This is a genomic window from Enterobacter sp. E14S (genome assembly GCF_055666685.1).
Window position 1 is genome coordinate 75,218 of record NZ_JBVODQ010000008.1, and the last position, 25,738, is coordinate 100,955.

Genomic DNA, 25,738 nt, shown 5'->3' on the forward strand with positions numbered 1-25,738 from the left:
TTTCCCTCTCCCCTATGGGGAGAGGGTCAGGGTGAGGGGATCAGGCGCTGCAGTACTTTTTCTTGATCACCACCGCAATCGTCCCTACCAGCCCTGCCACCAGCAGGAAAATCGGCAGGATCATCAGGAAGGTCATTACCTGATCTTCGTGATGTTTCACAAACGGGATCATGTTCAGCGCATAGCCGAGCGTGGTGACCACACCCACCCACAGCAGGGCGCTCAGCCAGTTGAAGAACTGGAAGCGGCGGTTTGACAGACCGGAAATACCCGCCATCGTAGGCAGAAGCGTGCGAACAAACGCGAGGAAACGCCCCGCCAGCAGTGCCAGCAGGCCGTGGCGATCGAACATGCAGGTCGCACGCTGATGATATTTATGGGGCAACTGCGCCAGCCAGCTTTTTACCACGCGCGTGTTTCCAAGCCAGCGGCCCTGCAGATAGCTCAGCCAGCAGCCCAGGCTCGCGGCGGAGGTGAGGATAACCATCGTGGGCGTAAAGTCCATGACGCCTTTGCCAATCAAGGCCCCGGCAAGTAAAAGCAAACTGTCACCGGGTAAAAACGAGGCTGGCAGTAATCCATTTTCCAGAAACAGCGTTGCGAACATCACAAAATAGACGACGCCTATGACGTGAGGATCCGCCAGGGCGGCAAAATCATGTTGCCAGAGCGCCGCGATAATATCTTGAATAACAGCCATGGACTTTCCTGTGGAACAGCAGATATAGCGCTATTGTACTCCCTTATTCGCCCGTCGGGTTTGATCCCGGGCGCAACTCAAGCAGACTTTTCTCATTGCCGTGTCCACAAAAGCGTCCAGGGAGTACATTTTCAGCCAGCACTCTACACGATACGCTCGAACCCTGCTGCTAAATCGGCAATCAGATCGTCAACGTTTTCTAAACCGATATGCAGTCGAATCAGGGTGCCGCTGAAGTCCACTTCACCGCTGGGGCGCAGAGCCGCAACCTGTTCCGGCTGGTTAGGCAGGATCAGGGATTCAAAACCGCCCCAGGAGTAGGCCATGCTGAAGAGGGTAAAATTATCCAGATAGCTCGCCAGCTCGTCGTTATTCAGCCGTTTTTTCAGTACGAACGAGAACAGACCGCTGCTGCCTGTAAAGTCACGCTGCCAGAATTCGTGGCCTTTACTGCCCGGTAACGCGGGATGATTCACGCGCTCAACCTGCGGATGCTGCGCCAGCCATTCGGCCACCTTCAGGCTGCTTTCATGGTGCTGACGCAGGCGAACGCCCAGCGTGCGGATACCGCGGCTGGTCATGTAGGCCGTGTCTGCATCCACCATCTGGCCCATCAGGTAGGCATTTTCACGCAGCTGCTCCCAGCAGCGCGCGTTGGAAACCGCGGTGCCAATCATGCCGTCAGAGTGGCCTATCAGGTACTTCGTCGCCGCCTGAATCGAGATATCAATGTCGAATTCCAGCGCTTTAAACAGCACGCCCGCCGCCCAGGTGTTGTCGATCATCACGATCGCCTCTGGCGCTTTGCTGCGCACGGCTTTCACGATAGCCGGCACGTCGTGAACTTCCATGGTGAGCGATCCCGGAGATTCCAGGAACACAATGCGCGTGTTTGGCTGAATAAGTTCGGCAATGCCTTCACCAATCAGCGGGTCGAACCAGCCGGTCGTTACGCCGAGCTTGCTGAGGATTTTGGTGCAGAAGTCCTGGCTGGGCTCGTAGGCGGTGTTGGTCATCAGGATATGGTCGCCCTGTTCCACAAACGCCAGAATGGTGTTGGCGACCGCCGCCGCCCCGCACGGGAACAGCGCGCAGCCCGCGCCGCCTTCCAGCTCGCACATCGCTTCCTGAAGAGAGAAATGGGTTAGCGTGCCGCGACGGCCATAAAACAGCCCGCCTTTCGCGCGATTGCGCGTGGCGATTTTTTTCTCCTCTACGGTATCAAACACCAGCGAGGAGGCTCGTTGAATCACGCTGTTGACCGATCCCTGCGTATATTTTTTGCTGCGTCCTGCCTGTACCAGCGTGGTATCAAGATGCTTCTTTGTCATGTTCGCTAACCCTGTTTTTATACGTCTGGACGTCCAGACTACCACGATTGGAAAAAACTGCACCCCGAGGCTTATCGAATAAGCAGAAAATATTAGCAAAAATTCGCATAAGAAATTTTTACTGCGTAAGCGCAAGGAAAGTGAGCGAAAATTACGGCACCATGCAAATACTAATGAGAACTACTATCAATTCGACGACGTTTTGATATTATTACGCTCAGATTTTGTGATTTGCGTCCTGGAGATACAGAGTGGGTAATAATTTGATGCAGACGGATCTCTCCGTTTGGGGCATGTATCAGCATGCTGACATCGTGGTTAAGATTGTGATGATCGGCCTGATTCTGGCGTCCGTTGTCACCTGGGCTATTTTCTTCAGCAAAAGCGCCGAGCTGCTTTCACAGAAGCGTCGCCTTAAGCGGGAACAGCAGCAGCTGGCCGAAGCCCGCTCTCTGGATCAGGCTGCAGATATGACCTCATCCTTCCACGCGAAAAGCCTGACCACCCTGCTAGTGAACGAAGCGCAGAACGAGCTGGAACTCTCCGCTGGCAGTGAAGATAACGAAGGCATCAAAGAACGTACCGGTTTCCGCCTGGAGCGTCGCGTTGCGGCCGTTGGCCGACACATGGGACGCGGCAATGGTTATCTGGCGACCATCGGCGCGATCTCACCGTTCATCGGTCTTTTCGGAACGGTCTGGGGCATCATGAACAGCTTTATCGGTATCGCGCAGACCCAAACCACCAACCTGGCGGTCGTGGCGCCGGGTATCGCAGAAGCGCTGCTGGCGACGGCAATCGGTCTGGTTGCCGCTATCCCGGCGGTGGTCATCTACAACATCTTCGCGCGTATGATTGGCAGCTACAAAGCCACGCTGGGTGACGTTGCCGCGCAGGTTCTGCTGCTGCAAAGTCGCGATCTCGACCTGAACGCCAGCTCGGTTAAGCCGGTGCACGCGGCGTCTAAACTGCGCGCAGGTTAAGAGTATGGCGATGCGTCTAAACGAAAATCTGGACGATAACGGCGAAATGCATGAAATCAACGTGACGCCGTTTATCGACGTCATGCTGGTTCTGCTGATTATCTTCATGGTGGCCGCCCCGCTGGCGACGGTGGATGTGAAGGTCAATCTGCCCGCCTCTTCCAGCCAGCCCCAGCCGCGCCCGGAGAAGCCTATCTACCTGTCGGTGAAAGCGGATAAATCCATGTTCCTCGGGAACGACCCGGTGACGGCCGACTCGGTCATCCCGGCGCTGGAGCAGCTTACGGGCGGTAAGAAAGACACCACGGTCTTCTTCCGCGCGGATAAAACCGTTGATTATGAAACCATGATGAAGGTAATGGACACGCTGCATCAGGCGGGTTACCTGAAGATTGGACTGGTCGGCGAAGAGAAAGCGGCCTCGAAGTGATAAAGAAGCTGGCGAAAGCCGGCTTTTTTTATGCCTGTCGGTTTATGCGTTTTTATTATCCGTCGGTGCGGTAGAAGAGGGGGCCAGCGCGTCCTCATCAAGCGCCACGCAGGTGACGTTTGAGGTACGGTACTCACCGTCGGACAGCTTGCGCGTCAGACGCAGGGTGGCGATTTCTCTGGCAAGCAGATACTGATAATTGGCCTCAAGACGTCCCAGAAGCTTCTCTTTCAGCTCGGGGCGCTGCTCTATGATAGCGTTCATCACGGCACCGTAAATTTCTTCTTTGACCTGTAGCGGATAAATTTCACGGCGATTCTGCCATTTCAAACGAACCAGCGTCGCCGGGATCGATACCAGGTCTTGCGTAATACGCGTCATCTCGTCATTTTTTGTGTTTCTTAGTGCGTCGAGATTTTGCTTTAAGATAAATTCATCACTTTTTTTATCATCTAAAGTCAAATAAACGTCGTTGTTTTTAACTTCTTTCACGTTAATCTTCCCCCAGGCTATAAAAGATTGGGTTGTTTTTTTCGCGCGTAATTAAATTAAGCCAAATTTCATTGCCCGCTTCATTAATTTCTTCGGTTTTCTCGGTCATTATTTGACTTAGTTTCTGGGCATCTATTTCACCCTCGGCCTGCAGGTCATTCAGCAGGTGGACAAAGGCTTCAATTTTTATGGCGCGAAATAAGCGGTCTTTTATATGGCGATCGTGCTCTTCCAGCAACATATTTCGGGATTTGCCAGTTCGGGAAACACCAATTAATATATCGGGCTCGAAATCAGAGAGCTTTCTTTTCCCCTGAGTGAAACTGGCCTCTTTTTCTGCTTCCGTCGGTTGCTGTTCCACAGGCGTAATGTGGTACTTAGCCGGGACGAGATAGTCGGGCAGCATTTTTAATTTCCTTTATTTTCAACAGGGTGGGGTTGGTAAAGGCGTGAGATTCGTTGACAATATCATGAGGCAAATTTAAAATCAAAAAAAATGGAGCCAACCCATGAACAGCATCTTTTTTACGGTCATCACATTACTATTACTGACCGCTGGTGTGCTTTTATTGATGCAGGAGTTCAATAAAACGAAAGTGTCGAAAGACACCAGTGAACCCCCGCAACCTGAACTGATGACAAAAGAGGAAGGGGAAGACCATTTCTCTGTATTGATGAACTCCGTTACGCCTGTCTGGTACTGGCGGGTAAACCACGAATATATCGACTTTTTACACGCGACAATTAAGCGCATGAAAATGTCGGAAATTAATGACACGCCTGGACTGTTTGAGGCGCAGCGTCGCTGTAGCGATCTGAATTCAGCAGTCTATAAATATTATGACAATATTAAAAAGCGCTGTCTTAACGGCGAGAAGGTCTCTTATTCCGATCTGGACGTATTAAATTTGCGTCAGTGTTTTCGCGAGTTCAGCCTGGAAGCCTATCCTGAACTGGTGGCGCTTGTCTGGCCGGAGTACGCACGTCCCGAGGTTAACCCGGACAACGTCTGAGTGACGTACCGTTGAGTTATTGCAAACAGTCAGCGCCGTTGAGATATACTGGGCGCTGGTTTCTTTTGCAAACAGGACTCTATGGAACGCTTTTTTGAAAATGCCATGTACGCCTCCCGCTGGATACTGGCCCCCGTCTATTTTGGCCTCTCGCTGGCACTTATCGCGCTGACGATTAAGTTCTTTCAGGAAATCTGGCATGTTCTGCCGAACATTTTTTCTATTGCCGAAGCGGATTTGATTCTGGTTCTGCTGTCGCTGGTGGACATGACCCTGGTGGGCGGGCTGCTGGTGATGGTGATGTTCTCCGGCTACGAGAATTTTGTCTCCCAGCTCGATATCGACGAGCGTAAAGAGAAGCTCAGCTGGCTGGGCAAAATGGATGCTTCGTCGCTGAAGAATAAAGTGGCCGCGTCGATAGTGGCAATCTCCTCTATCCACCTGTTACGCGTTTTTATGGACGCGAAGAACGTGCCGGATAACAAACTGATGTGGTACGTCATCATCCACCTGACGTTTGTGCTGTCTGCGTTTGTGATGGGGTATCTGGATAAGATCAGTAAAAAGTAATTCCCCTCACTTAAGCGCCCTCTCCCTGTGGGAGAGGGCCGGGATGAGGGCATCAGACCGCACTATTTATCCGACGACTTATCCGACGACGCCTGCCACAGATTCAAAGCGCTTTCCCACTTTGCACTTATCACATCACAAATTGCATCACTAAGCGCGTGCCTAATGATTAACGGCAGCTGTGTGACCAGTGAAGCCACGCTAATTAAAAATGATCACAAAACGTTATAATTTCCCTCTTTCCTGCCGATAACGAGAGTAGTACTCGCCTCTGGGCGAACTCACCCTCACGGCAAGGAAGACTTATGAATATGCTCCGTAATTTCACGATCCGTTTCGTCATGCTGACGATTCTCGGGATCTTTTGTTTAATGTGGGCGGGCGTTGGGTTGTACAGCACCTGGTCCCTTTCTCGCGTATCGGATGGCAATGAAGTCGATCGCCAGCTGGTTAAACAGATGACGGTACTCAGCCAGGGTAACGATCAATATTTCCGCTTTGTGACCCGTCTGAGCCGCGCTATGGAAGTCAAAGCCGCAGGCGGCACGCCGGATCTGTCCTCTGCCCAACAGGCGCTGGATAACATGGGCAAGAAACTGGCCGAGATGAAGGCGATCTCCCCAGGCCCGATGGACGAGCAGGTCTCTTCCCGGGTGATCGGCTCCTGGCAGTCGCTGCTTGAACAGGGCGTAACGCCGCAAATGCAGCAGGCGAAGCAGGGGGCTCTGGAGGGGTATCGCCAGCAGGCCAACAACGTCACGCCACCGCTGAGCCGCGCGTTCGGTGCGGCCGCTGAGGAGTTCAACAATGCCGCCGCGAAGTCGCTCGACAGCACCCGCGTGGTGGTGGACGGCCTGACAAGTATGACCCGCACGGTGATTATCGTCGCCACGATTATCGGCCTGCTGATCCTGCTCTTCACCGACCGTTATCTGGTGGCGATGCTGGTCAAACCGCTGGCTCGCATTCGCCAGCAGTTCCGCCAGATTGCCCAGGGCGATCTCAGCCAGCCCATTGAGCCGTTCGGCCGCAACTGCGTGGGGCAGCTGGTGCCGCTGCTGAGCGCGATGCAGGACAGCCTGCGCGAAGCGGTCAGCACGATTCGCTCCGGCAGTGAAAATATCTGGCGCGGCGCGACGGAAATCTCCAGCGGTAACAACGACCTCTCTTCCCGTACCGAAGAGCAGGCGGCTGCGCTGGAAGAGACGGCAGCCAGCATGGAACAGCTGACCGCCACGGTGAAACTGAACGCGGAAAGCGCGCGTCAGGCCAGCCAGCTGGCCGATGTCGCCTCAACTACCGCCAGCCGCGGCGGCTCGCTGGTGGAAGAGGTGGTGACCACCATGAGCGGTATTTCGGAAAGCTCGAAGAAAATTGCTGAAATCACCAACGTGATCAACAGCATTGCCTTCCAGACCAATATTCTGGCACTCAATGCGGCGGTTGAAGCGGCGCGCGCCGGCGAACAGGGGCGTGGTTTCGCGGTAGTGGCAGGCGAAGTTCGTAACCTGGCAAGCCGCAGCGCCAACGCGGCTAAAGAGATTGAGGGGCTGATTACCGATTCCGTTTCCCGCGTAGAGCAGGGGGCGCAACTGGTGAGCGACACCGGCACCACCATGGATGCGATTTTGCGCGACGTGACGGAAGTGACAACCATCATGAAGCAAATCGCTTCTGCCTCTGAGGAGCAAAGCAAGGGTATTTCGCAGGTCGGGATTGCCATTACCCAGATGGACGGCGTGACCCAGCAAAACGCCTCGCTGGTTGAAGAGGTTTCTGCGGCAGCGGCGGCGCTGGAGCGCCAGACCGAAGAGCTTCAGCGCTCGGTGCAGAAGTTCCGCCTGACGGCATAACGCAACCTATAAGGCCGCCTTGTGCGGCCTTGTATTATTAACGCCTTCCCCATTCAGCCCCTTCTGAAACTGCTATTCTTTTGCTAACCCCACTGACGTTCTGGGCTCTCTTCTTCGAGGTGTTGCTATGAACAGATCGTTATCTGTCATTCCCGTCCTTTCTTGCATTCTTCTGATGCTGTTCTCGGTTTGTGCCAGTGCGACCCAGCAGGCGCAGGAGCGGCACGTGGCGCGTGATGTCAGGCAGGAAACCCGCGACGCGTCGCGGCAGGTGAAGCAAACCTGCGTGGCGAACAATAACCAGAGTAATCACGACTGCCGTCAGGACAAGCGTCAGATGAAACAGTCCGGAAGACAAAAAGCGCGGGACATTAAGTATTAATGCAACAGACGAGGCGGCATGCAGGCATGTCTCTTACCGCCTTTTCCAATGGTGTTTCAGCATGACGATCGTCATTGATGCTTCGCGCGGCTAGCGCATCCGGGCGTATTTTGACGTGCGACTCACGCTGGTGCGTTTAACCCTGCAGCTGCAATTCGGGAAATCGGGTATCCCGTTGCGGATACCACTTCTGCGATACGCTTAAATGAGGGGTTACCGTTTGGTGAGAGTGATTTATAGAGTGATTCGCGAGAAATGCCTGCACGTTTTGCGATGACGGTCATCCCGCCAGAGGCTTCAATAACATGGCGTAAAGCCAGCATGAAAGCCTCATAGCCTCCGGGCTCGTCAATTTCAATGAAAGCCTGATGAAGATATACGGGCGCGAAATCCGGAGAATCTTTCAGGAGCTGTACCATTGCGTCATCATGAAGTACTGATTTAGCCATTCCGATTTCCTCTTATATCCTGCGCTTGTACTCGTTGAGATACTCAACGGCCCTGTCAATATCTGCATTTTGCTTTTTTTTCGTTCCAGTCAATTGCTCCAGACTCACTGCGCCATCTGCCGGATCGAAGACTTCGCTGAAATAGACGCGGTAACCCGGCCCCTGGTCAATCCTGAGTTCTGAAACGCTCTCTCTGCATGGCTTGCAATCACCATAGTTACCCGTAGACATTCTGGCGACACGTGTAGCAATCATGGCTTTAGCTATGGGATCTTTAACACTTCTCAGATATGCATCAAAAGGATCGTACCCGTCTGCTGTGATGTAGTGTTTGACCTTAGCCATTATTGTAGCCTGTAGTTTACGATAAGCAAATGCATTGTAATCTTCAGGCTACGACAGGCAATTGTTCACTGGGTTGTGACAGTGGGGAAGATGTGATTTCTGAAAGCGGATCGCAAAAATACGAGACCGTTGTATTCGGCCTTTCTTAGCAGCGCACTCAGCAATGCGGCAGCAGGCTAAGCGCTTGCTTAACCGCCGCCTGCAAACGCGATTCCGGAACACCGTCCCTGGCCTGCACCGACAAACCATGTAAAAAGACGGCAAAATAGTCTCCCAGACTCTCTGCATCGGTCGTATCCGGCAGTTCACCGTTATGCACTGCCTGATGGAGACGGTCGATGATCTGCTGCGTACGCTGCAGGCGATGCTGTGCCAGCCAGGTTTTGAGCGTTTCATTTTCCGCACTGACGCTGGCTGCAGAGGCCACCACCATACATCCTTGCGGCAAATCCGGATGGCAGTACAGGTGAACCGCATCCATTAACAGCGTCTGGATGGTATCCCGCACGTTGCCCCCTGCGGATAAGGCCCGATCCGCAAAACCGCCTTCCTGTTTTTCGTAATCGGCGATAGCTTCCCGAAAGAGCTGCTCTTTTGAACCGAACGCCTTGTAAATCCGTGCCGATGCAATCCCCAGCTCCGCCACCAGATCCGACATTGAGGTTCCTTCATAACCCTGTCGCCAGAACAGGTTGCGCGCTTTGATAAGCGCCTGGTCACGATCGAACTGGCGCGGTCTGCCTGCCATTTTGTTGCTCCGGTTGGTCCTGAATTCAGTGAAACAGGATCGCCTAAATCATCTGGATTACCAACGAATTTATAATTTTCGCTTGCGGTTATCCGGCTTTACTCCTATTGTTTGTCAATCGACAAACAATAGGAGTATACGATGAAAACCCTCAAAGGTCCCTCTCTCCATCTGGCTCAGTTCAGCGATGATGCGGCCCCATTCAATAATTTGCCTGCGATCGCCCGGTGGGCGGCGGAAACGGGGTTTAGCGCTCTGCAAATCCCGGCCTGGGACCGTCGGCTGTTCGACGTGGCGACGGCAGCAGAAAGCCAGACCTACTGCGACGATCTGACCGGTATGCTGGCGGAGCATGGCCTGGTGGTGAGTGAACTGACCAGCCACATCTTCGGTCAACTGATGGCGGTACATCCTGCTTACGATAGCTTATGCGACAGCTTCGCACCGCCGGAAGTACACGGTAACCCGCAAGCCCGCGGCGAGTGGGCACGGAAACAGCTGCTGATGGCGGTCAAGGCCTCCGCCAGGCTTGGGCTCAGCGATCTGGGTACCTTCTCTGGCTCGCTGGCGTGGCCCTATTTGTTCCCGTTCCCGCAGCGCCCGGAAGGGTTAATTGAAACCGCCTTTGACGAGCTGGCCAGACGCTGGATGCCGGTGCTCAACGCCTGTGACGAGGAGGGAATTAACCTCTGCTATGAGATCCACCCGAGCGAAGATCTGCATGATGGGGTGACGTTTGAAATGTTTTATCAAAGGGTGAAAGAGCATCCCCGCTGCCGGATACTTTTCGACCCCAGCCACATGGTATTACAGCAGCTTAACTATCTGGATTTTATTGATATTTATAAGGACATGATCAACATGTTCCACGTCAAAGACGCTGAATTTAATCCGACCGGGCGTCAGGGTATTTATGGTGGCTATCAGTCCTGGGTCGATCGTGCAGGACGTTTTCGCTCATTGGGTGACGGCCAGGTTGATTTCAGGGCTATTTTCTCGAAGCTGACCCAATACGATTATGCTGGCTGGGCAACCCTGGAGTGGGAGTGCTGTCTGAAAAAACCGCTGGATGGTGCCAGAGAAGGGGCCGCGTTCATCCGCGACCACATTATTCACATCACCGATAAAGTCTTCGATGATTTCGCCGGTGCGCCAGTTAACCCTCAGCAAATTAACGCATTACTCGGCATCCGCTAAGCAACAACATCACAGGGAGTCCCCATGGAACAACAATACGGTGAGATCGCGCACGCGGATCTCAGGGCAGAACACGTCTATACGAAAGTGAACGGACAGCGCATCCACTGCGTCGTGGCGGGAAAAGGTCAACCGGTATTGCTGATACCGGGCTGGCCACAGACCTGGTATACCTGGCGCTATATCCTTCAGGCGCTGGCGGCGGCGGGTTTTCAGGCGATAGCGGTCGACCCTCCGGGCATTGGTGAGTCAGATAAACCACGCGACGGCTATGACACCGGACGTGTCGGTGCCATGCTGCATACCATGATGGCGCAGTTGGGTCATGCGCGTTATAGCATAGTAGGCCACGATATTGGCATGTGGGTTGGATACGCCATGGCGAGCGATTTTCCTCAGGCGATAGAACGACTTGTGCTGACAGAAGCGGTTATCCCTGGACTGGCCCCACCACCGCCGATTTTTGTCGCACCGGCAGAGAACATCTTTCTCTGGCACTTCATGTTCAATCAGCTGGCGGATCTACCCGAAACCCTGACCAGCGGGCGCGAATCACAGTATCTCAGCTATATTTTCGACCGCTGGTCTCATCGACGTGAACGGGTTGCCGCAGAGGTGTATATCGCCGCCTATTCAACACCCGGCGGGCTGCGAGCGGGTTTCGACTATTATCGCGCTATCCCGGAAACCATCCGGCAGAACCAGCGCCGTGCGCTAACGCCTTTAACCATGCCGGTGTTAACGGTGGGGGCCGAACATGCGACGCGCGATGCTCCGCTGATAACCCTGCAGGGCAATGCCCTTGATTTGCGTGGCGAGACGGTGGCGGACTGCGGGCATTTTATTACCGAAGAGTGTCATGAGGCGTTTATTGGGCTAATCGTACCCTTTCTCTCAGAGGACACCGATCGTGCCGCTTGATAAACACATCGCTGACTTTCTGGCTGCGTCATCGGGCGCGCCGCAACCGGCGTCGTTAGCCGACCTGCGTGCCGCCACCGAAGTGGACTTATTGCGGCTACAGGGTGAGGAGGAAGCAGGTGGCGGCATTCAACATTACGTTGTTATCGCTGATGATGGTTACGCTATCGGTCTTCGCGTGTATACGCCTGCTGCCTCAAACGCTGAAATCGCACAGCCTGCAATGCTTTTTGCTCACGGCGGTGGATGGTGTCTGGGCTCGCTGTCGATGTACGATCGGCCCTGTCAGGCACTGGCCAATGCTACTGGTCGGAAAATACTCTCCGTTGATTACCGTCTGGCACCGGAGTTCCCCTTCCCAAGGCCGTTAGAGGATGTTTATCAGGCACTGTGCTGGGCCAGTGAACAGGCCGCGCTTTTGGGGATAGATGCGACCCGTCTGGCGGTGGGCGGCGACAGTGCAGGCGGCAATCTTGCTGCCGCGACAGCGCTGCTGGCCCGGGATCGCGGCGGACCTCACATTGAGCATCAGTTGCTGCTCTACCCGGCATTAAGTCGCGAAATGTCGTCCCAAAGCTATTGGGAATTTGCTGAAGGTTATTATTTAACGCGTGATGCGATGGCGTTTTGCTGGGAGAACTATCTGGGAGAATGTCGTCATCCTTATGCCGAGCCGCTGCATATGGCCTCGCTGAGAGGGTTACCACCAGCAACCATCCTGAGTTGTGAATATGATCCCCTGCGCGATGAGGCTGAAGCGTATGCGCGGCGGCTTGAGGAGGCGGGGGTGCCAGTACGCTGTGAACGGTTGCCGGGAATGGTGCATGCCTGCATTCATATGTCAGGGTTAACGCCAGCCGCGCGTCGGTTGTTCGAACGGGCTTGTATCTGATTCAAAAACACAAAAAACCCAGCGCGATCGCTGGGTTTATTATTCATGCCTGTTCACAAGGTGGCACACGACCTTAGTGCGTCGCTTCACCAATCAGCGCGCCCGTGCCCGCACCAACGGCTGCACCTTTCAGCACGCTCTTGCCGGTAACCGCTGCGGCACCAGCGCCTACGGCAGCACCTACCGCGCCGCCCTTACGCGCGGCTTTACCTTTGCCGCCGTTTTTGAACATGGCACCCGTGCCTGCGCCTACAACGGCACCGCCAACGGTCGATTTCAGATCTTTGCCCGTGGCCGCACCAATGGCCGCGCCTGCTACCGCGCCAGCGGCGGTTTTGTCGATAGCCATTCCCGAGGCGGAAAAAATGAGGGCGCTGATAACCAGCGTTGTTTTAATAAGTTTCATAACAGATCCTTTGTGACTGCTGTCGGTTGAGACGTCGTTTCTCACGCGAGAAAAACGTCCAGATAGTGCCAGCAATACCGGCTCAACCTTTAAGCTAATCATGCCCTGGGCTGGGATCTCAGTTGCCGGGCGGGGACCCGCCCGGCTGAACATTACGCCTGACGCTTATCTTCCGTATTGGTATCGAAGTCGCTCGCCGCATGGCGCTCGTGGAGCTGCTCGTTCAGCTCGCCGCTGGTGCGGTTAACAATACGGCCGCGCTTAACGGCATGGCGATTCGCCACGTCTTTCGCCCAGCGCTGCACGTTCGTGTACTTCTCTGCGTCGAGGAACTCGGCGGCGTTATAGACGCTGCCCAGCGCCACGCAGCCGAACCACGGCCAGATGGCGATATCCGCGATGGTGTACTCTTCCCCCGCCACGTAGCGACCGCGCGCCAGCTGTTTATCCAGCACGTCGAACAGGCGCTTGGCTTCCATGGTGAAGCGGTCAATCGCGTACTCAATTTTTACCGGCGCGTAGTTGTAGAAGTGACCAAAGCCGCCGCCGAGGAACGGCGCTGCGCCCTGCAGCCAGAACAGCCAGTTCAGGGTCTCGGTGCGTCCAGCCGGATCTTTCGGCAGGAAGTGACCGAATTTCTCTGCCAGATAGAGCAGGATATTGCCGGATTCAAAGACGCGCGTTGGCGGGTTCGTGGAATGATCGCGAAGCGCCGGTATTTTCGAGTTCGGGTTCACTTCAACAAACCCGCTGGAGAACTGATCGCCTTCGCCGATGCGAATTAACCAGGCGTCATACTCCGCGCCCGTCACGCCCAGCGCCAGCAGTTCTTCGAGCATGATCGTCACTTTCTGGCCGTTCGGTGTTCCGAGAGAGTAAAGCTGCAGCGGGTGGGAGCCCACGGGCAGATCTTTCTCATGGGTCGCGCCGGAAATCGGGCGGTTAATATTGGCGAACGCGCCGCCGCCGTTCTTTTTCCATTCCCACACTTTTGGTGGCTGATACGTGTTGTCTGACATGTTGGCCTGCCTTTTGAGTGATGTGTTGAGGGAGTTTAGCAGGAGATGAATCGACCGTTTAACGATGTGAGCGCAATGGTCAGGGGAGGTGTATGATAAATGTCCCTCTGTCAGGTTAATTACAACGTGCAGACGACGACAACCCTTAAAAAAATTGCCGCCTGCCTGTTTTAGGTTGGATACATGCGTAAAGGAAAGTTAAGCAGTGATGCGCCATTCGGGACATTGTTAGGCTATGCGCCCGGTGGCGTGGCGATTTACTCTTCAAATTACGGCAGTCTGGACCCGCGCAGCTACCCGCAGGACGCGGATTTTCGCAGCTATATCGGCAACGAATACATGGGCCACAAGTGGCAGTGCGTTGAGTTTGCCCGCCGTTTCCTGTTTCTCAACTATGGCTTTGTGTTTACCGACGTCGGCATGGCGTGGGAAATCTTCTCTCTGCGCTTTTTGCGTCAGGTGGTGAACGATAACATCCTGCCCCTTCAGGCTTTTGCCAATGGCTCAAAACGCGCGCCGCGGGCCGGGGCGCTGCTGATCTGGCAAAAGGGCGGCGAGTTCCATGAGACCGGCCACGTGGCGGTGATCATCCAGCTTCTGGAAGATAGGGTGCGTATTGCGGAGCAGAACGTGATTCACTCCCCGCTGCCGCTCGGGCAGCAGTGGACGCGCGAGCTGCGTCTGAGCGTGGAGAACGGGTGTTATACCATCCATGACACCTTCAACGACACGGAGATTCTCGGCTGGATGATCCAGACCGACGACGCGGAACACAGCATTCCCCAGCCGGAAATCGACGGCGAACTGCTGAAAATCAGCGGCGCGCGGCTGAAAAACAGGCGTCAGTTCGACGGAAAATGGCTTAACGAAAATGACGCATTGCAGCAGGCGTATATCCGCGCCAACGGCCATGTGATCAACAAAGATCCCTGCCAGTACTTCACCATTACCGAAAGCGCCGAGCAGGAGCTGATCAAGGCCACCAACGAACTGCACCTGATGTACCTGCACGCCACGGACAAGGTGCTGAAAGACGACAGTCTGCTGGCGCTTTTCGACATCCCGAAAATCCTCTGGCCGCGCCTGCGCCTCTCCTGGCAGTGGCGTCGTCACCATATGATCACCGGTCGTATGGATTTCTGCATGGATGAGCGCGGCATTAAGGTCTACGAGTACAACGCCGACTCCGCGTCCTGCCATACCGAGGGCGGGCTGATTCTCGAAGAGTGGGTGAAAAACGGCTATCGCGGCAACGGGCATAACCCGGCGGAAGGGCTGCTGGAAGAGCTGACCGGCGCATGGAAGCACAGCCACGCGCGGCCGTTCGTCCACATCATGCAGGACAACGATGTCGAAGAGGACTATCACGCGCTCTTTATTCAGCGTTCTCTGATGCAGGCCGGGTTCGAGACCAAGATCCTGCACGGGCTGGGCGCGCTGAGCTGGGATGCTGCCGGACAGCTGATTGACGACGAAGGTCGCCACGTCAACTGCGTGTGGAAAACCTGGGCGTGGGAAACGGCGATAGAGCAGATCCGCGAGGTCAGCGAAACCGAATACGCCGCCGTGCCGATCCGCACCGGACATCCTAAGGGCGAGGTGCGCCTGATTGACGTCCTGCTGCGCCCGGAGGTGCTGGTGTTCGAACCGCTGTGGACGGTGATCCCCGGCAACAAGGCGATTCTTCCGGTCTTGTGGCAGCTGTTCCCGAACCACCGTTACCTGCTCGACACCGATTTTGAGGTTAACGATCTGCTGAAGCAGACCGGCTATGCCGTCAAGCCGATTGCTGGCCGCTGCGGCAGCAATATCGATCTCATCAGCGCCCAGGACGAACTGCTGGATAAATCCAGCGGCAAGTTTGTTGACCGCAAGAATATTTACCAGCAGCTGTGGTGTCTGCCGAACGTCGACGGCAAGTACATTCAGGTCTGCACCTTCACCGTGGGCGGAAACTACGGCGGGACCTGCCTGCGCGGCGATGACTCGCTGGTGGTGAAAAAAGAGAGCGATATCGAGCCGCTGATTGTGGTTAAAGATAAGTAGTTCATACCTGCGATAAATAAGCCCCCGCAGGGTCTCCTGCGGGGGCTTTTTGTTACTGCTCTTCCTCTTCCTGCTCGTTGATCTTCAGATCGATGATGCGGCCAATCTGATCGTGATACACCGTCAGCAGGTTGTACTGGCTCATCTCGGAGATGATCTGCGGTGAGACGTTAAAGCTGCGGGCCAGCTCCTCCTGGTGAAAATAGCCTGGCTGGCGCCGTCTCACGTTGGCGCGGCGGCGGTTGTACTGATACCACAAAATCAGCAGCCAGCCGTTGAGCGCGGCGAACAGCAAATAGATCAACACCGTATTAAAGGAGGCAATAATCACGCTCCAGCGGTGGTCGCTCTCATCGGTTAGCTGCATCCACAGCCGGGCATACAGGAAAAACAGAAATCCTCCCCATGCCACCAGCGTCAACGAGGCATCGAAAAGACGCGGCAAGAGCCGATGCTCGGTCAAAATTAAGGTATTTTCGTTCATTAAATGCTCCCTTTTCCCCGGTCCGGACTGATCCAGCGCGCGCGGGCGCGCTGGCGTTTAAGCATGACTTTTGGAAATGCGACGAGGGTAGTGAACAGGCCGATCATCCAGTACACCATCGGGAACCAGATCACCCAGAAAAGCGAGCTGGCCACTTTACGTTCATAGCGCCGCTCGATGTACAAGCTGACCAGGAACTGCAGCAGGCACATCACGCCCAGCAGCAGCCCGGTAAACTCCGGTGGAAAAAGGCTCTCCACGGTCAGCCTGGCGGGAACAGGAGCAACCTGGCTGAGGAGGAACAGCAGCACCGTCATCGCGTACGCGAAGGCCCACAGCGTTGACAGCGCGTACTCCAGAAACAGCGGCCACATGCGGTGATGCTCCCAGCGCACAATCCTGCGAAGGTTGACCAGAAACACCTCCGCGCCCCCCTGGGCCCAGCGCAGACGCTGTTTCCACAGGCCCCTCAGCGTCTCCGGCATCAGGATCCAGCACAGCGCCCGCGGCTCAAAAAAGATATCCCAGTGGCGCAGCTGAAGCTTCCAGCTGATGTCGATGTCTTCGGTGATCATGTCCGGACTCCAGTACCCAACGTCCGCCAGCGCCTGTCGGCGAAACGCGACGATGACGCCGGAAACGGTAAAGACCCGGCCATAGATCCGCTGCGTCCGCTTGATGAGCCCAATGATGGAAGAGAACTCGCCCACCTGAATGCGGCCAATCAGCGTGGAGCGCGTGCGAATGCGCGGGTTGCCGGTAACCGCCCCGACGTGGGGGTACTGAATCAGCGGGGCCACCAGATAAGCGGCGGTATCGCGATCGAGCAGGGCGTCGCCGTCAATGCAGACCAGCAGATCGCCCCGTGCCGCCGCGGCCCCGGCCTTGAGCGCCAGCGCTTTCCCCTGGTTCTCCGCGAGGTTAATCACCCGCAGGCGCGGCTGTTCCTGCGCCAGCGCCTGCAATACCTCCGCGGTGTTGTCAGAAGACCCGTCGTTGATGGCGATAACTTCTATATTTTCATACCGCTGATCCAGCGCGGCGCTGATGGTCTCCCGGGCATTTCGTCCCTCGTTGAAGCAGGGGATAAGAATGGAGATGAGCGGTTCACCCGCGAGCGTCGGGGCGGGCGTGTCTTTATCCCACGACCAGTGGCGTTCAAGCTGAAACCAGAAATAGAGGCCGCCTGTTATCCAAAGTACCGACATGAACAGCGGCCAGAAGAACACGAAATCCAGAATCAGTTCGCCGGTAAAGAGGGCGGCCACGCCTAACGGCAACCCGAATACCAGACATAAAATAGAGAAGGCGATAATGCGATCAGTCATTGTCAGGGTACCAGTACGAAGAAAATTCAGGCCTGATGCGTGAGATATCAGGTTGATTGTTGAGAAAGTCGTCGGGGTAGTAACCGTAGTTTTTGACGCCGTTCAGCTGGAGCACGCGCATCCACTGCGCAAGCTGGCTATCGGCAACGGCGCGCTGCGGTTTCTGGTCCCAGTCCCTGGCCTGCAGCTCGAAAATGGTTTTATCGAGCGCGCCGGGGCGTGCGGCGACCGCGTTAACCAGACGCGTCAGCCAGGCATCGCTCTCGTCTGCCGGGACGGACTCCATCAGCGGCATGGCCATCGGTACCGTCCAGTCATACTCCGCCAGAAAATCATCAAGATTCTGCGCGAACCACGCTTCGCTTTCGGGCTGCAGAATGGGTAAGGCGAACATATTGCGCGCGGTTTTTATCTGCGGGCCGCGGATATGCTTCACCGCCAGGCTCAGGGCGTGTGTAAACCCGATGAGCGTCTGGCTTTTCTGGCGCGTGGCGTTCTGACCGGCATCGTCCACGTCCGTCAGCGCCGCATCGTCATGGAACAAAATCCCGTTGAAGCTGGCATAGCGGGCCAGATCTTCATAGATGTCCGTCACCTGCTGGCGCACCTGCGGGTCCCACGGGGAGAGCCGGATATAGGGCTCGGTGGCTTCACGCAGCTGGCCGGTTTGACGATCCCGGCGCTGAACGCGCGGCAGGGAAGGATCGAGATCGAACGAGAGCACCGGCATCCACGCGAAGACTTTTACCCCCGCGCGGTTTGCAGCTGCCAGGAGACAAAATTAAAGAGATCGGCCCGAACCGGCAGCCGGCGGTTGGGGAAATAGAGCGCCTTGATCCTGCCGTCGCCCTGCGGGTCGGCAAACGCCTGCAGGAAAACATGGCTGATCTTCATGTCGTAGACCCGCTGGATCAGCCTGTTGATGTTTTGGGTCTGCTGGGCCGGATCGGGATCGTAAACGTAGTCGAGATCGACGTGCATGACGCGCACGGGATCGCGCTCCTGAACCTGGCTGACCGTGCTGGCAAACGCCTTGAGCGAGGGATTTCCGGCGATCAGCAGGCGGGGGATGTTGCCCAGATCCTGCACGTTCCCCAGCCCGTCCTCAAGGGTGAAGGCCAGCTGGTAACCCTGCTGTCTGGCGATAGCGAGCGACGTACCGCTGGCGGCACCGTAGGGCCAGACCCAGGCGCGCGGCGCTTTGCCCGTCACCTGCGTGATTTTTTCAGTCACTTTGCGAACGTCATCGCCGATCCGCTGGCTGAACTGCTGGTCGGTTTCATAGCGACCCGTCGCTTTGTCATAAAAGCGATTCGCAATGGCCGGCTCGCGGCTGCCCTGCGGGTTGGCCGGAATGCCGTAATGCGAGGCCCAGGTATGCGATCCGATCTCAATCAGCGGGGAGTGGCTGAGCTCGCGCACCATGTCCCACGTCGCGAAGCGATCCCGGGGCGTCATCAGACCGCCGAAGTTAACTTTTTGATTTGCTGGCGTATCCACCCAGCTGCCCACCGGCGCCCACAGCGCGGGGACGTTCCAGGCCTGAAGCAGCGGCCAGACGCGGGTGTAAAAGCTGCTGTAGCCGTCGTCAAAGCTGAGCAGAACGGCTTTTGGCGGCAGCGTTTTTTTCCCGTCATGCGCGTCAAGAATGTCCTGCACGCTGATGGCGTGGTAGCCGTTGTGCAGCAGCCAGCTTATCTGCTCGTTTAACGCGCTGGTGCGAACGGAGAGATAGCGCTGATCGGCGGCATCGTCTTCGACGTCGTGGTAGGCCAGGACCAGAAACTGGTTTTTCGGCCAGGGTTCACTCGCCTCCAGCTGCGGCCTCTCTTTGGGCGCAATGAACGAGATCGCCTGCGCGCAGACGCTCGCGCTGAGGCAGAGCCAGCCGAGGAGTATCAGGCCCACGGAAAAACGTGTGTTCAGCATATTCATCCTTAAAAGCGTAAAGTCGCGTCAAACGTGACGGAGAGATTGCTCTCGCGTTTGCCGTCGTAAGGGCGTTTATCCCAGTTCAGCATCACGCCGGTATCAATGACGTTGTTCCACTGGACGCGCTGTCCGTAACCCAGCAGGGCGATGGCGCCAGCGGACTGATTTTTCTGCCAGTAGCTGCCGCCTCCCGCTACAAACTGCTGGCTCCAGAGGGTGTCGTAATGGCGGTACATCTCATGGTCAACGGCCAGGGCCGCCGTCACGGACAGATCCCGCTCCGGGTTGTAGTAGAGCGTGTCGCGCAGGCTGTTTTTACTGGCGGCGATCCCCGGCTCGAGATCCAGCGTCAGGGACGGGGTCTGCCAGAGACGCTCCTTGCCCGTGAGGGTGTATTCCTGGCGACGGTTATGGTCGGAGAAGCGGCTGAGGGCGGCGCTGAACTGGTACTCACGCCGCTCGTTTTGATACCAGCGCACTCCGCCTTCACCCCGGTTGGTGCTAATTCCGTTGCGTAACGCCCGAAGGGGCGTGGTGCGCGACAGGCGTTCCAGGCTGCCGCTGACCTGCCAGCTATCGGTCACAAAGTATGTTGTTGCGAGGCGAGCGCCCGGCTTGTTTTCACCGTGATAGCGGTTGCTGGAAAGCTCGGCTTCGAGCTGGAGGTCGCGTGGCCTCCACTCGACGCCGCCCAAAAGGTGACGGCTGGTGCCCTTGCCTTCATCGAAATTACTCTGCGCGTAGCGGGTGCCTGCAAACGGCCGCCAGCTGTCCGCTACGGGTTGGCCATAGAGCGTGGCGTCCCAGCTCAGGTCGTGTGTCCCGCTGACGGGGCTATCGGAGTGCAAACCCTTGCTCGCGTTGAGGCGCAGTTCGGACATGTGGTGGACCGTTCTGAGCCTGTCGAGACGCCTGGCGCTGCGATCGTTGGGCGCGCGAGCCAGCACGTCGTCGGCCAGTAAATCCATCTGTCGCCACTCCTGCAGATCCATCGCGACGTAGGCCTGCTGTTGCTCTAGCTCTGTGTTGGACGGCTCCAGCGCCTCCGCCTTTTTCAGCTTTTGCTCGGCCGCGCGCGGCAGGCCCCGCGCCTGAAGCAGGGTGGCGTAGTCAATCTGTAATCCCTGATTGCCCGGCGCCGTTGTCGCCAGACGGTGCGCCAGCGTTTCGGCTTCCGGCAGGGCATTCGTCGCCAGCAAATAGTTAAAGCGGAGCGACTGTCCGGTAAGCCACCTGTCGTTCGGCTGAGGGGTAGGGGAGCCGAAATCGTAGCGGGTCCAGGGGACGTTGCGGATCTGACGCTCTACGTACTGGCGGGCGGACTGATACTGTCCCGTATCCAGCCAGGCGTAGAAAAGCGCGTGCTCCTCGTCCTGCGGGTCGGAAGCGTATTGCGGATAGCGTTGCAGAAGCGAGAAGGCGGCGGGCGCGTTTTGCTCCTGCAGATACGCGGAAATCACCCAGCCGATGGCCCAGCCCGGCACCGGATGCTGGGCTGTCCTAAGATCCTGATATTCGCTAATCACCTGTGGGTAATCGGCATGGGCGTACAGCGCGCCAAGCCTGTCGATACGCGCCAGGACGACGTCTTCCGCCGCCTGCGGCTCATTTTGCCAGCGAGCAAGCAGGGCGTCGTAACGATTCAGCGCGGTTTGCGCAAGCTGCAGGCGCTCCTTTTCTGTTCTGCCGGGCACATCGGCAAGGCGAACCCGTTCGGCGGCGGCATTACGCTCAAGACGGCGACGCTCCGCGGGAGACAGCGTGACGCTTTGTGAAAGCTGCAGCGCGGGGGTGTTCACCCGGCTATCCGTTAGCGCGTCGATCAGCTCGCTGAGGAGCGCTTTATTCTCAGGTGCGACATTCAGCGCGCGGGTGTCTGCCAGAAGCCGATCCCAGCTTTTTCCCTGGCGTAACCAGACATACGAGAGCGTCTGGAGATGCGCCTGAGAGGGATTTTCCGCCACCAGCCGTCGGGCTTCCTGCAGGGCAAGCGTGTCCATGCGGGCATCGGCGAGAGTTTTGATGTAGCCGATACGATAATCGTCGTTATCCGGCGCAAGGCTACGCGCCTCTTTCCAGCGCGCCAGGGCCGGCTGCCACGCTTTTTGATTTCGCCTGGACTGCGCGACGGCAGCAACGCCGCGGGCGGGCAGCGGCATATAAATGCCGTAACGCTGCCAGACCTGAATAACCTCGTCATCATGACCCGCCCAGGCTGCAACCTGTAACCAGTCCGCAACTTGTGCAGGCGTCAGGGCATGCTGCTGCTGATAACGCTGAAGATAATCGAGAAACGGCGTGTAATTACCGTTACGCGCCTGTTGAATCTGTTGCTCATAAACGGATTCAGTCGCCTGAGCCAGAACGGGAAAGAGGAATAACAGAAACAATAATGTTGGGGTGCGATAAAAGAATAACGTATTGAAGCGAAGTGAACTTTCCATATCTATTTGCCATTTGTTTATCATGAATCCATTGCATAACACGGCCGCCTTTAAACTCAGGGTTAAAGGCCATAAATGAGAACGTTAAATCTGAATGCAGTGATGTTACGGGGTACTTACCTAAAGGTAATTATGGATCCTTATCTTAGTGGACTGGGTGAAAGCTAATGTACACCTGATATGTTGCCGGATAAATATGTTGAAAAGCGGCTGAGTAGTTTTGAGATAATTCTGTATCGAGTGGTTTTTGGCGGTTTTATTGAAATGATTGGTTATTTGTAACTGATTGATATATTGGTATTTTATTTATATTGTGACAGCTTTGTATATATTTTTAATGTGGTTTACCTGCCTCAATTAAAGTACTTTCTGGTGCATGTTTGGGAAGTTTCATGACAAAAACTCTTAATGTTTAGAGAAGTGACTTTTCTGCGATTGTTTTTTATTTATAATTAATGGCAGCCATTGAATGATAGTCTACAGGAAGTCTTGCTCATCAATGTCTGTATTGAGGGATGTCCAAAGCCGGAATACATTTATCGTTAATATAATAGCGCTATAAAACGAAGGCGGCCTTCTTTGCGAGGGATCGTGCTTGCTTTAATCTAAAAGGGATGGTTAGTGGCAACTTCAATTGTTTTAGTGACTCAGGATCGCTACCTTGTCAGAGGGATGCGGATATTTTTCCCGGATATTATCCTGCTCGACTCGATTGACAGAAACATATTTGATAACGGTGCAGATGAATATTCTGTATTGATTGATAGTCGTTCTCCGCTTCGTTTATATGATTACCTGATACGCCATCCGGCCAGAACGAAAAAAACAATCTGCTGCGTTATGCTCGATATGCGACACCGGGAGGAGAATCTGCTCAGTATGAAGTTATTTATGAACACGTCGCTGACCGCGCCGGATATGGCGTCGTTATTTAACCTGGTGCTCAATATGAAGGGCAGGCGCCTGACCACGAAGTGGCTGCTTAACTTACGGCTTAGCACACACGAAGCGATCATGCTGCGGTTGCTGAGGGCAGGGATGCCGATGGAAGCCATTGCCGATGAGCTGAATACGTCGGTGAAAAGCCTCTATCGTAAACGAACGGCGCTCTCGGAACGGCTGGGGGCAGAGAACTTCAACGAGGCGTGTTTGTTTATCTTTAAAAACAAACTGCTGGACGCAGGTGGGAACGATCCCTGGGGTGGGGAAAAACCAAAAGTATAGAACTGACTTGCGGGCAGTATTCTGAGTTTTAAGAAAACTGGACGGTGACGACATCCTTATTTTAGCTATGGATTTACTCTGGCTCAAAACGAGAGAAAGGACGTTGTAATGGACACGGTTGAAGAGTCTGGTTGGAAATTTTTCTGATGCTACATGATGAGCAAGAATTGTTAGATTACCTCACTGAGAATTACAGTGACCGTAACTCTCCGGCAAAGAAAGAATGGACCTTCCAGGTGATTTCTCATACCTGAGTTCGACGGTTTCCATAGGGTTTTCGTTAGGGTTATCGCCTGTAGTCATCGCAGGGGAAATCGACACTATCCTGACGTCTTCAGGCAACATGTTGAAAAACTATTCTTCAAGGCCAGAGTAATTTATCCGATACCACTTTATCTCAGCTGATGACAGGTTTTGACCTGTCGCAACGGCTTTGTACAGGTATGGGCTTGAACAATCGAATTCCTTAATGACCAACATAGGCGAATACAGTCGCGCCCATCGCTTTCTACCACCTGCGCGTGCCCGTTCAGCACGTCGATTCCCTGACCGCTAACCCTCTCTGCGGATAAAGGGGGGAGATAGCCCTGCCGCCAGTTCCGGGCAGTGGGTGACCAGACGGCCTTATTCGCGCCAGTGTTGCAGCAGATCTGAGGAGCAGGATTTATCGGTACCGTTGTAGCGGACAAGGTGCCCTGACAGGCAGGCGCTAAGCAGGATTATTTCTTCGACGGGCATGGGAGATACCTTTGATTAGGTGCGTGGTAACGCGCTTATCTCGATGCCGGCGGATATAAGGTGGCAGAAAATGAGCGGGTGGCGGTTGGATTTTGGGGGAGAGGAAACGCGTATTATAATGAAAAACGAATAGTATCTTCTGCTCTTTAACCACGTTTATGAACTGCCAGAGGCTAAGCCATGTGTTTTATCCTGAGCGGGTGATACCAGAAGGAGACTCCTGGAAGTGATTGAAAAATTTAAAAGGACGTTAGAAATGAATAAATATCTGTCTGGTCTGTGTGTTGTTTCTTTTTTTTATTTTTCTTCAATAGGTTACGCGCACTCTGCGGGTCTAAATAAAGTTCAGGTTAGTATCGAACCCCACATCTCTAATAGAGGATATATCCCGGTAATTTCTAATGCAGATGAAATCGAGTCTTCTGATTTCAGGGAGTCGGATCTAAAGGAGATGCAGGATAGCCTGAGGAAGCTGAAGTCCGACAACCGCAAAGTCGATGAGCTAACTCAGAAGGTTTTAGAGCTTGAGAGAAAGAATTCTGAGCAGGAGAGTAAGATCGAGCGATTGCAAAGAAGCCTTGATGACATGAAGCGGAGCAACGACAACCTTTCAAATCAGGTCAGCAATTTATCCGGCAAAATTAAGTGATAAAAAGAGCCACCGCCTGTATTAACTTACCGGGCTATTAGCGTAAGCGTGCCCGCATTAAAGCCACGCTTATCAACGCCCAGAAATCGGCCGTAGCCATATAGCAAAAACCCAGCCATAGGCTGGGTTTTCTAAATAGTGGTGCCCGGACTCGGAATCGAACCAAGGACACGGGGATTTTCAATCCCCTGCTCTACCGACTGAGCTATCCGGGCAACGGGGCGCATTAAACCCGATCTGCCCCGTGGCGTCAACGAAAAATGTTGTTTTCGTTACAGACTGCGCAATCTCTCACCATTTCGCAGCATCCTTAAGCGAAAAAGTGCGTCCAGAGCGCGGAGAGCGGCATGGCGAGCAGCAGTGCGGGCAGCATGTTCACCACGGCAAACATCTTAATCCCACAGATGCGCAGCCCGGTCGCCAACAGCAGCAGGCCGCCGACGGCGGTAAAGTCTGCCATCATCGCCGGCGTGGTGAGCGGGAGAATCAACGTGGCGCAGGTGGCAAGCGCCAGCTGAATAAGCAGCATCGGCACGGAAATCGCGGCAACGGCAACGCCGAGCGTGGTGGCAAAAATAGTGGCCGTAAAGAAATCAAGAAACGCCTTCGCAATCAAAATGCTTGGGTCGCCCGTCATCCCCTCCTGCATTGAACCGAAAATCCCGGTGCCGCTGGCGCAAAACAGAATAATGATGGCGACGTAGTTCTGAATAAACGACTCGTGCGTGCCGTGTTTCGCCTTGCCGCCCGGTCGGGCAATCAGGTTTTTGGCTTTACTCACCGCGCTGTTAATGCCTTTTTCCAGAAAGCAAAATTCGCCAATCAGCGCGCCGAGCAGGGTGGCCAGCACCATCACCGGCAGGTTGGCGCATTTGATCACGAGAAGAATACCGATCCCTAACGAAGCCAGGCCGAATATTGAGGGCATGGAGGTGCGAATACGCTCCGGCAACCGCTGGCTCAGCATGGCGCCGAGTACGCCGCCCAGCAATACGGCGCCTGCGTTAATAAATGGCCCGATAACCAAAGTTAACTCCTGTTATTTAATCATTGATATTGCATTATTATGGCACGGCAGGGCTTCGCGGGCCTTAGCTTTGGGTGGTTTCGTGCATACTGATTCCTTCTTGCACCTCAAAATAAAAGGTGACATTATTGCGCG

General features: G+C 55.0%; 25 protein-coding genes, 1 tRNA gene and 2 pseudogenes. 12 read left to right on the forward strand and 16 right to left on the reverse strand.

All coding sequences use genetic code 11. From position 1 onward, the window contains the following. Positions 1-40: 40 nt before the first annotated feature. On the reverse strand, positions 41-700 hold the full coding sequence (yghB, locus tag ACZ6J2_RS16200; RefSeq protein ID WP_471726198.1) for a DedA family general envelope maintenance protein YghB: 660 nt from the start codon (positions 698-700) through the stop codon (positions 41-43). 143 nt (positions 701-843) lie between these two features. Next, complete coding sequence (gene metC / locus ACZ6J2_RS16205) at positions 844-2,031, reverse strand: cystathionine beta-lyase (RefSeq protein WP_471726199.1); 1,188 nt, start codon at positions 2,029-2,031, stop codon at positions 844-846. A gap of 251 nt (positions 2,032-2,282) precedes the next feature. Between metC and exbB the strand changes: the two genes are divergently transcribed. Further along, positions 2,283-3,014, forward strand: coding sequence for a tol-pal system-associated acyl-CoA thioesterase (gene exbB, locus ACZ6J2_RS16210; RefSeq protein ID WP_023309174.1), 732 nt, complete (start codon positions 2,283-2,285; stop codon positions 3,012-3,014). A 4-nt stretch (positions 3,015-3,018) separates the two neighbouring features. Continuing rightward, positions 3,019-3,444, forward strand: a complete 426-nt coding sequence (gene exbD, locus ACZ6J2_RS16215; RefSeq protein WP_023309173.1) for a TonB system transport protein ExbD — start codon at positions 3,019-3,021, stop codon at positions 3,442-3,444. A gap of 42 nt (positions 3,445-3,486) precedes the next feature. On the opposite strand, the gene ACZ6J2_RS16220 is transcribed toward exbD, so the two are convergent. Together ACZ6J2_RS16220 and ACZ6J2_RS16225 are read right to left on the reverse strand one after the other, a co-directional pair. After that, positions 3,487-3,936, reverse strand: a complete 450-nt coding sequence (locus ACZ6J2_RS16220; protein ID WP_471726200.1) for a cytoplasmic protein — start codon at positions 3,934-3,936, stop codon at positions 3,487-3,489. Position 3,937: 1 nt separating this feature from the next. Next, positions 3,938-4,342 (reverse strand): hypothetical protein, encoded by a 405-nt coding sequence (locus ACZ6J2_RS16225; protein ID WP_039262936.1) that lies wholly within the window; start codon positions 4,340-4,342, stop codon positions 3,938-3,940. Positions 4,343-4,445: 103 nt separating this feature from the next. On the opposite strand from ACZ6J2_RS16225, the gene ACZ6J2_RS16230 reads away from it, so the two are divergent. The 4 genes from ACZ6J2_RS16230 (at position 4,446) to ACZ6J2_RS16245 (ending at position 7,754) form a co-directional block, all read left to right on the forward strand. Beyond that, positions 4,446-4,949, forward strand: coding sequence for an ESA_00282 family adhesion-associated protein (locus ACZ6J2_RS16230; RefSeq protein WP_023309170.1), 504 nt, complete (start codon positions 4,446-4,448; stop codon positions 4,947-4,949). A gap of 81 nt (positions 4,950-5,030) precedes the next feature. Beyond that, positions 5,031-5,519, forward strand: coding sequence for a TIGR00645 family protein (locus ACZ6J2_RS16235; RefSeq protein WP_023309169.1), 489 nt, complete (start codon positions 5,031-5,033; stop codon positions 5,517-5,519). Between the two features lie 305 nt (positions 5,520-5,824). Next, positions 5,825-7,372: a methyl-accepting chemotaxis protein gene (locus ACZ6J2_RS16240; RefSeq protein WP_471726201.1), complete on the forward strand. Its 1,548-nt coding sequence runs from the start codon at positions 5,825-5,827 to the stop codon at positions 7,370-7,372. A gap of 127 nt (positions 7,373-7,499) precedes the next feature. Continuing rightward, positions 7,500-7,754, forward strand: coding sequence for a hypothetical protein (locus ACZ6J2_RS16245; RefSeq protein ID WP_471726202.1), 255 nt, complete (start codon positions 7,500-7,502; stop codon positions 7,752-7,754). A 122-nt stretch (positions 7,755-7,876) separates the two neighbouring features. Here ACZ6J2_RS16245 and ACZ6J2_RS16250 read toward each other — a convergent pair whose 3' ends face one another. The 3 genes from ACZ6J2_RS16250 to ACZ6J2_RS16260 all read right to left on the reverse strand — a co-directional run bounded on the left by ACZ6J2_RS16250 (position 7,877) and on the right by ACZ6J2_RS16260 (position 9,296). Next, positions 7,877-8,203, reverse strand: a complete 327-nt coding sequence (locus ACZ6J2_RS16250) for a helix-turn-helix domain-containing transcriptional regulator (protein WP_471726203.1) — start codon at positions 8,201-8,203, stop codon at positions 7,877-7,879. A 12-nt stretch (positions 8,204-8,215) separates the two neighbouring features. Then, positions 8,216-8,548: a type II toxin-antitoxin system RelE/ParE family toxin gene (locus ACZ6J2_RS16255; RefSeq protein WP_471726204.1), complete on the reverse strand. Its 333-nt coding sequence runs from the start codon at positions 8,546-8,548 to the stop codon at positions 8,216-8,218. A 157-nt stretch (positions 8,549-8,705) separates the two neighbouring features. Next, a complete protein-coding gene (locus tag ACZ6J2_RS16260) occupies positions 8,706-9,296 on the reverse strand; it encodes a TetR/AcrR family transcriptional regulator (protein WP_023333391.1) in 591 nt (196 codons plus the stop codon). Positions 9,297-9,437: 141 nt separating this feature from the next. Between ACZ6J2_RS16260 and ACZ6J2_RS16265 the strand changes: the two genes are divergently transcribed. Genes ACZ6J2_RS16265 through ACZ6J2_RS16275 form a run of 3 tightly spaced genes read left to right on the forward strand, consistent with a single transcriptional unit; the run spans position 9,438 to position 12,306 of the window. Continuing rightward, positions 9,438-10,493, forward strand: a complete 1,056-nt coding sequence (locus ACZ6J2_RS16265; protein WP_471726205.1) for a sugar phosphate isomerase/epimerase family protein — start codon at positions 9,438-9,440, stop codon at positions 10,491-10,493. Positions 10,494-10,517: 24 nt separating this feature from the next. After that, positions 10,518-11,414 (forward strand): alpha/beta fold hydrolase, encoded by an 897-nt coding sequence (locus tag ACZ6J2_RS16270; RefSeq protein ID WP_471726206.1) that lies wholly within the window; start codon positions 10,518-10,520, stop codon positions 11,412-11,414. After that, positions 11,404-12,306, forward strand: a complete 903-nt coding sequence (locus ACZ6J2_RS16275) for an alpha/beta hydrolase (RefSeq protein WP_471726207.1) — start codon at positions 11,404-11,406, stop codon at positions 12,304-12,306. The genes ACZ6J2_RS16270 and ACZ6J2_RS16275 overlap by 11 nt, the downstream gene beginning before the upstream one ends. A 73-nt stretch (positions 12,307-12,379) precedes the next feature. Here the strand turns inward: ACZ6J2_RS16275 and ACZ6J2_RS16280 are convergent, their stop codons facing one another. Then, positions 12,380-12,712, reverse strand: a complete 333-nt coding sequence (locus ACZ6J2_RS16280; RefSeq protein ID WP_133295139.1) for a glycine zipper family protein — start codon at positions 12,710-12,712, stop codon at positions 12,380-12,382. Positions 12,713-12,864: 152 nt separating this feature from the next. After that, positions 12,865-13,731, reverse strand: coding sequence for a glutathione-dependent disulfide-bond oxidoreductase (yghU, locus tag ACZ6J2_RS16285; protein ID WP_023309162.1), 867 nt, complete (start codon positions 13,729-13,731; stop codon positions 12,865-12,867). Between the two features lie 183 nt (positions 13,732-13,914). Here yghU and gss point away from each other — a divergent pair, with 183 nt between their 5' ends. After that, positions 13,915-15,777, forward strand: a complete 1,863-nt coding sequence (gss, locus tag ACZ6J2_RS16290; RefSeq protein WP_471726208.1) for a bifunctional glutathionylspermidine amidase/synthase — start codon at positions 13,915-13,917, stop codon at positions 15,775-15,777. Positions 15,778-15,829: 52 nt separating this feature from the next. Here the strand turns inward: gss and pgaD are convergent, their stop codons facing one another. From pgaD to pgaA, 4 genes and pseudogenes are all read right to left on the reverse strand, one after another. Beyond that, complete coding sequence (pgaD, locus tag ACZ6J2_RS16295) at positions 15,830-16,261, reverse strand: poly-beta-1,6-N-acetyl-D-glucosamine biosynthesis protein PgaD (RefSeq protein WP_471726209.1); 432 nt, start codon at positions 16,259-16,261, stop codon at positions 15,830-15,832. After that, a complete protein-coding gene (gene pgaC, locus ACZ6J2_RS16300; protein ID WP_471726210.1) occupies positions 16,261-17,589 on the reverse strand; it encodes a poly-beta-1,6-N-acetyl-D-glucosamine synthase in 1,329 nt (442 codons plus the stop codon). The genes pgaD and pgaC overlap by 1 nt, the downstream gene beginning before the upstream one ends. Then, positions 17,582-19,518, reverse strand: a pseudogene (gene pgaB, locus ACZ6J2_RS16305) (poly-beta-1,6-N-acetyl-D-glucosamine N-deacetylase PgaB). Before pgaB ends, pgaC begins: the two are co-directional and overlap by 8 nt. 8 nt (positions 19,519-19,526) lie before the next feature. After that, the gene (gene pgaA, locus ACZ6J2_RS16310; RefSeq protein WP_471726211.1) at positions 19,527-21,965 is read right to left on the reverse strand and encodes a poly-beta-1,6 N-acetyl-D-glucosamine export porin PgaA; all 2,439 of its coding nucleotides are present in this window, start codon (positions 21,963-21,965) and stop codon (positions 19,527-19,529) included. 672 nt (positions 21,966-22,637) lie between these two features. On the opposite strand from pgaA, the gene ACZ6J2_RS16315 reads away from it, so the two are divergent. Further along, positions 22,638-23,189, forward strand: a complete 552-nt coding sequence (locus ACZ6J2_RS16315; protein ID WP_471726250.1) for a helix-turn-helix transcriptional regulator — start codon at positions 22,638-22,640, stop codon at positions 23,187-23,189. Positions 23,190-23,429: 240 nt separating this feature from the next. Here ACZ6J2_RS16315 and ACZ6J2_RS16320 read toward each other — a convergent pair. Next, a pseudogene (locus ACZ6J2_RS16320) lies at positions 23,430-23,708 on the reverse strand (Hcp family type VI secretion system effector); the annotation flags it as partial. 445 nt (positions 23,709-24,153) lie between these two features. Here ACZ6J2_RS16320 and ACZ6J2_RS16325 point away from each other — a divergent pair. Further along, positions 24,154-24,576: a hypothetical protein gene (locus tag ACZ6J2_RS16325; protein WP_471726212.1), complete on the forward strand. Its 423-nt coding sequence runs from the start codon at positions 24,154-24,156 to the stop codon at positions 24,574-24,576. A 139-nt stretch (positions 24,577-24,715) separates the two neighbouring features. Here ACZ6J2_RS16325 and ACZ6J2_RS16330 read toward each other — a convergent pair. Further along, positions 24,716-24,791, reverse strand: a tRNA-Phe gene (locus ACZ6J2_RS16330). Between the two features lie 95 nt (positions 24,792-24,886). Then, positions 24,887-25,603: a DUF554 domain-containing protein gene (locus ACZ6J2_RS16335; protein WP_471726213.1), complete on the reverse strand. Its 717-nt coding sequence runs from the start codon at positions 25,601-25,603 to the stop codon at positions 24,887-24,889. Between the last annotated feature and the right edge of the window lie 135 nt (positions 25,604-25,738).

What these genes read in the sequence shown, in the direction of transcription:
- ACZ6J2_RS16315 (WP_471726250.1), top strand. Translation starts at nt 22,638, where the DNA reads ATGCGGATATTTTTCCCGGATATTATCCTGCTCGACTCGATTGACAGA.
- ACZ6J2_RS16260 (WP_023333391.1), bottom strand. Translation starts at nt 9,296, where the DNA reads ATGGCAGGCAGACCGCGCCAGTTCGATCGTGACCAGGCGCTTATCAAA.
- gss (WP_471726208.1), top strand. Translation starts at nt 13,915, where the DNA reads ATGCGTAAAGGAAAGTTAAGCAGTGATGCGCCATTCGGGACATTGTTA.
- ACZ6J2_RS16240 (WP_471726201.1), top strand. Translation starts at nt 5,825, where the DNA reads ATGAATATGCTCCGTAATTTCACGATCCGTTTCGTCATGCTGACGATT.
- ACZ6J2_RS16270 (WP_471726206.1), top strand. Translation starts at nt 10,518, where the DNA reads ATGGAACAACAATACGGTGAGATCGCGCACGCGGATCTCAGGGCAGAA.
- ACZ6J2_RS16265 (WP_471726205.1), top strand. Translation starts at nt 9,438, where the DNA reads ATGAAAACCCTCAAAGGTCCCTCTCTCCATCTGGCTCAGTTCAGCGAT.
- metC (WP_471726199.1), bottom strand. Translation starts at nt 2,031, where the DNA reads ATGACAAAGAAGCATCTTGATACCACGCTGGTACAGGCAGGACGCAGC.
- ACZ6J2_RS16225 (WP_039262936.1), bottom strand. Translation starts at nt 4,342, where the DNA reads ATGCTGCCCGACTATCTCGTCCCGGCTAAGTACCACATTACGCCTGTG.
- yghB (WP_471726198.1), bottom strand. Translation starts at nt 700, where the DNA reads ATGGCTGTTATTCAAGATATTATCGCGGCGCTCTGGCAACATGATTTT.
- ACZ6J2_RS16280 (WP_133295139.1), bottom strand. Translation starts at nt 12,712, where the DNA reads ATGAAACTTATTAAAACAACGCTGGTTATCAGCGCCCTCATTTTTTCC.
- yghU (WP_023309162.1), bottom strand. Translation starts at nt 13,731, where the DNA reads ATGTCAGACAACACGTATCAGCCACCAAAAGTGTGGGAATGGAAAAAG.
- ACZ6J2_RS16255 (WP_471726204.1), bottom strand. Translation starts at nt 8,548, where the DNA reads ATGGCTAAGGTCAAACACTACATCACAGCAGACGGGTACGATCCTTTT.
- exbD (WP_023309173.1), top strand. Translation starts at nt 3,019, where the DNA reads ATGGCGATGCGTCTAAACGAAAATCTGGACGATAACGGCGAAATGCAT.
- ACZ6J2_RS16235 (WP_023309169.1), top strand. Translation starts at nt 5,031, where the DNA reads ATGGAACGCTTTTTTGAAAATGCCATGTACGCCTCCCGCTGGATACTG.
- pgaD (WP_471726209.1), bottom strand. Translation starts at nt 16,261, where the DNA reads ATGAACGAAAATACCTTAATTTTGACCGAGCATCGGCTCTTGCCGCGT.
- ACZ6J2_RS16250 (WP_471726203.1), bottom strand. Translation starts at nt 8,203, where the DNA reads ATGGCTAAATCAGTACTTCATGATGACGCAATGGTACAGCTCCTGAAA.
- ACZ6J2_RS16230 (WP_023309170.1), top strand. Translation starts at nt 4,446, where the DNA reads ATGAACAGCATCTTTTTTACGGTCATCACATTACTATTACTGACCGCT.
- pgaA (WP_471726211.1), bottom strand. Translation starts at nt 21,965, where the DNA reads ATGGAAAGTTCACTTCGCTTCAATACGTTATTCTTTTATCGCACCCCA.
- pgaC (WP_471726210.1), bottom strand. Translation starts at nt 17,589, where the DNA reads ATGACTGATCGCATTATCGCCTTCTCTATTTTATGTCTGGTATTCGGG.
- ACZ6J2_RS16245 (WP_471726202.1), top strand. Translation starts at nt 7,500, where the DNA reads ATGAACAGATCGTTATCTGTCATTCCCGTCCTTTCTTGCATTCTTCTG.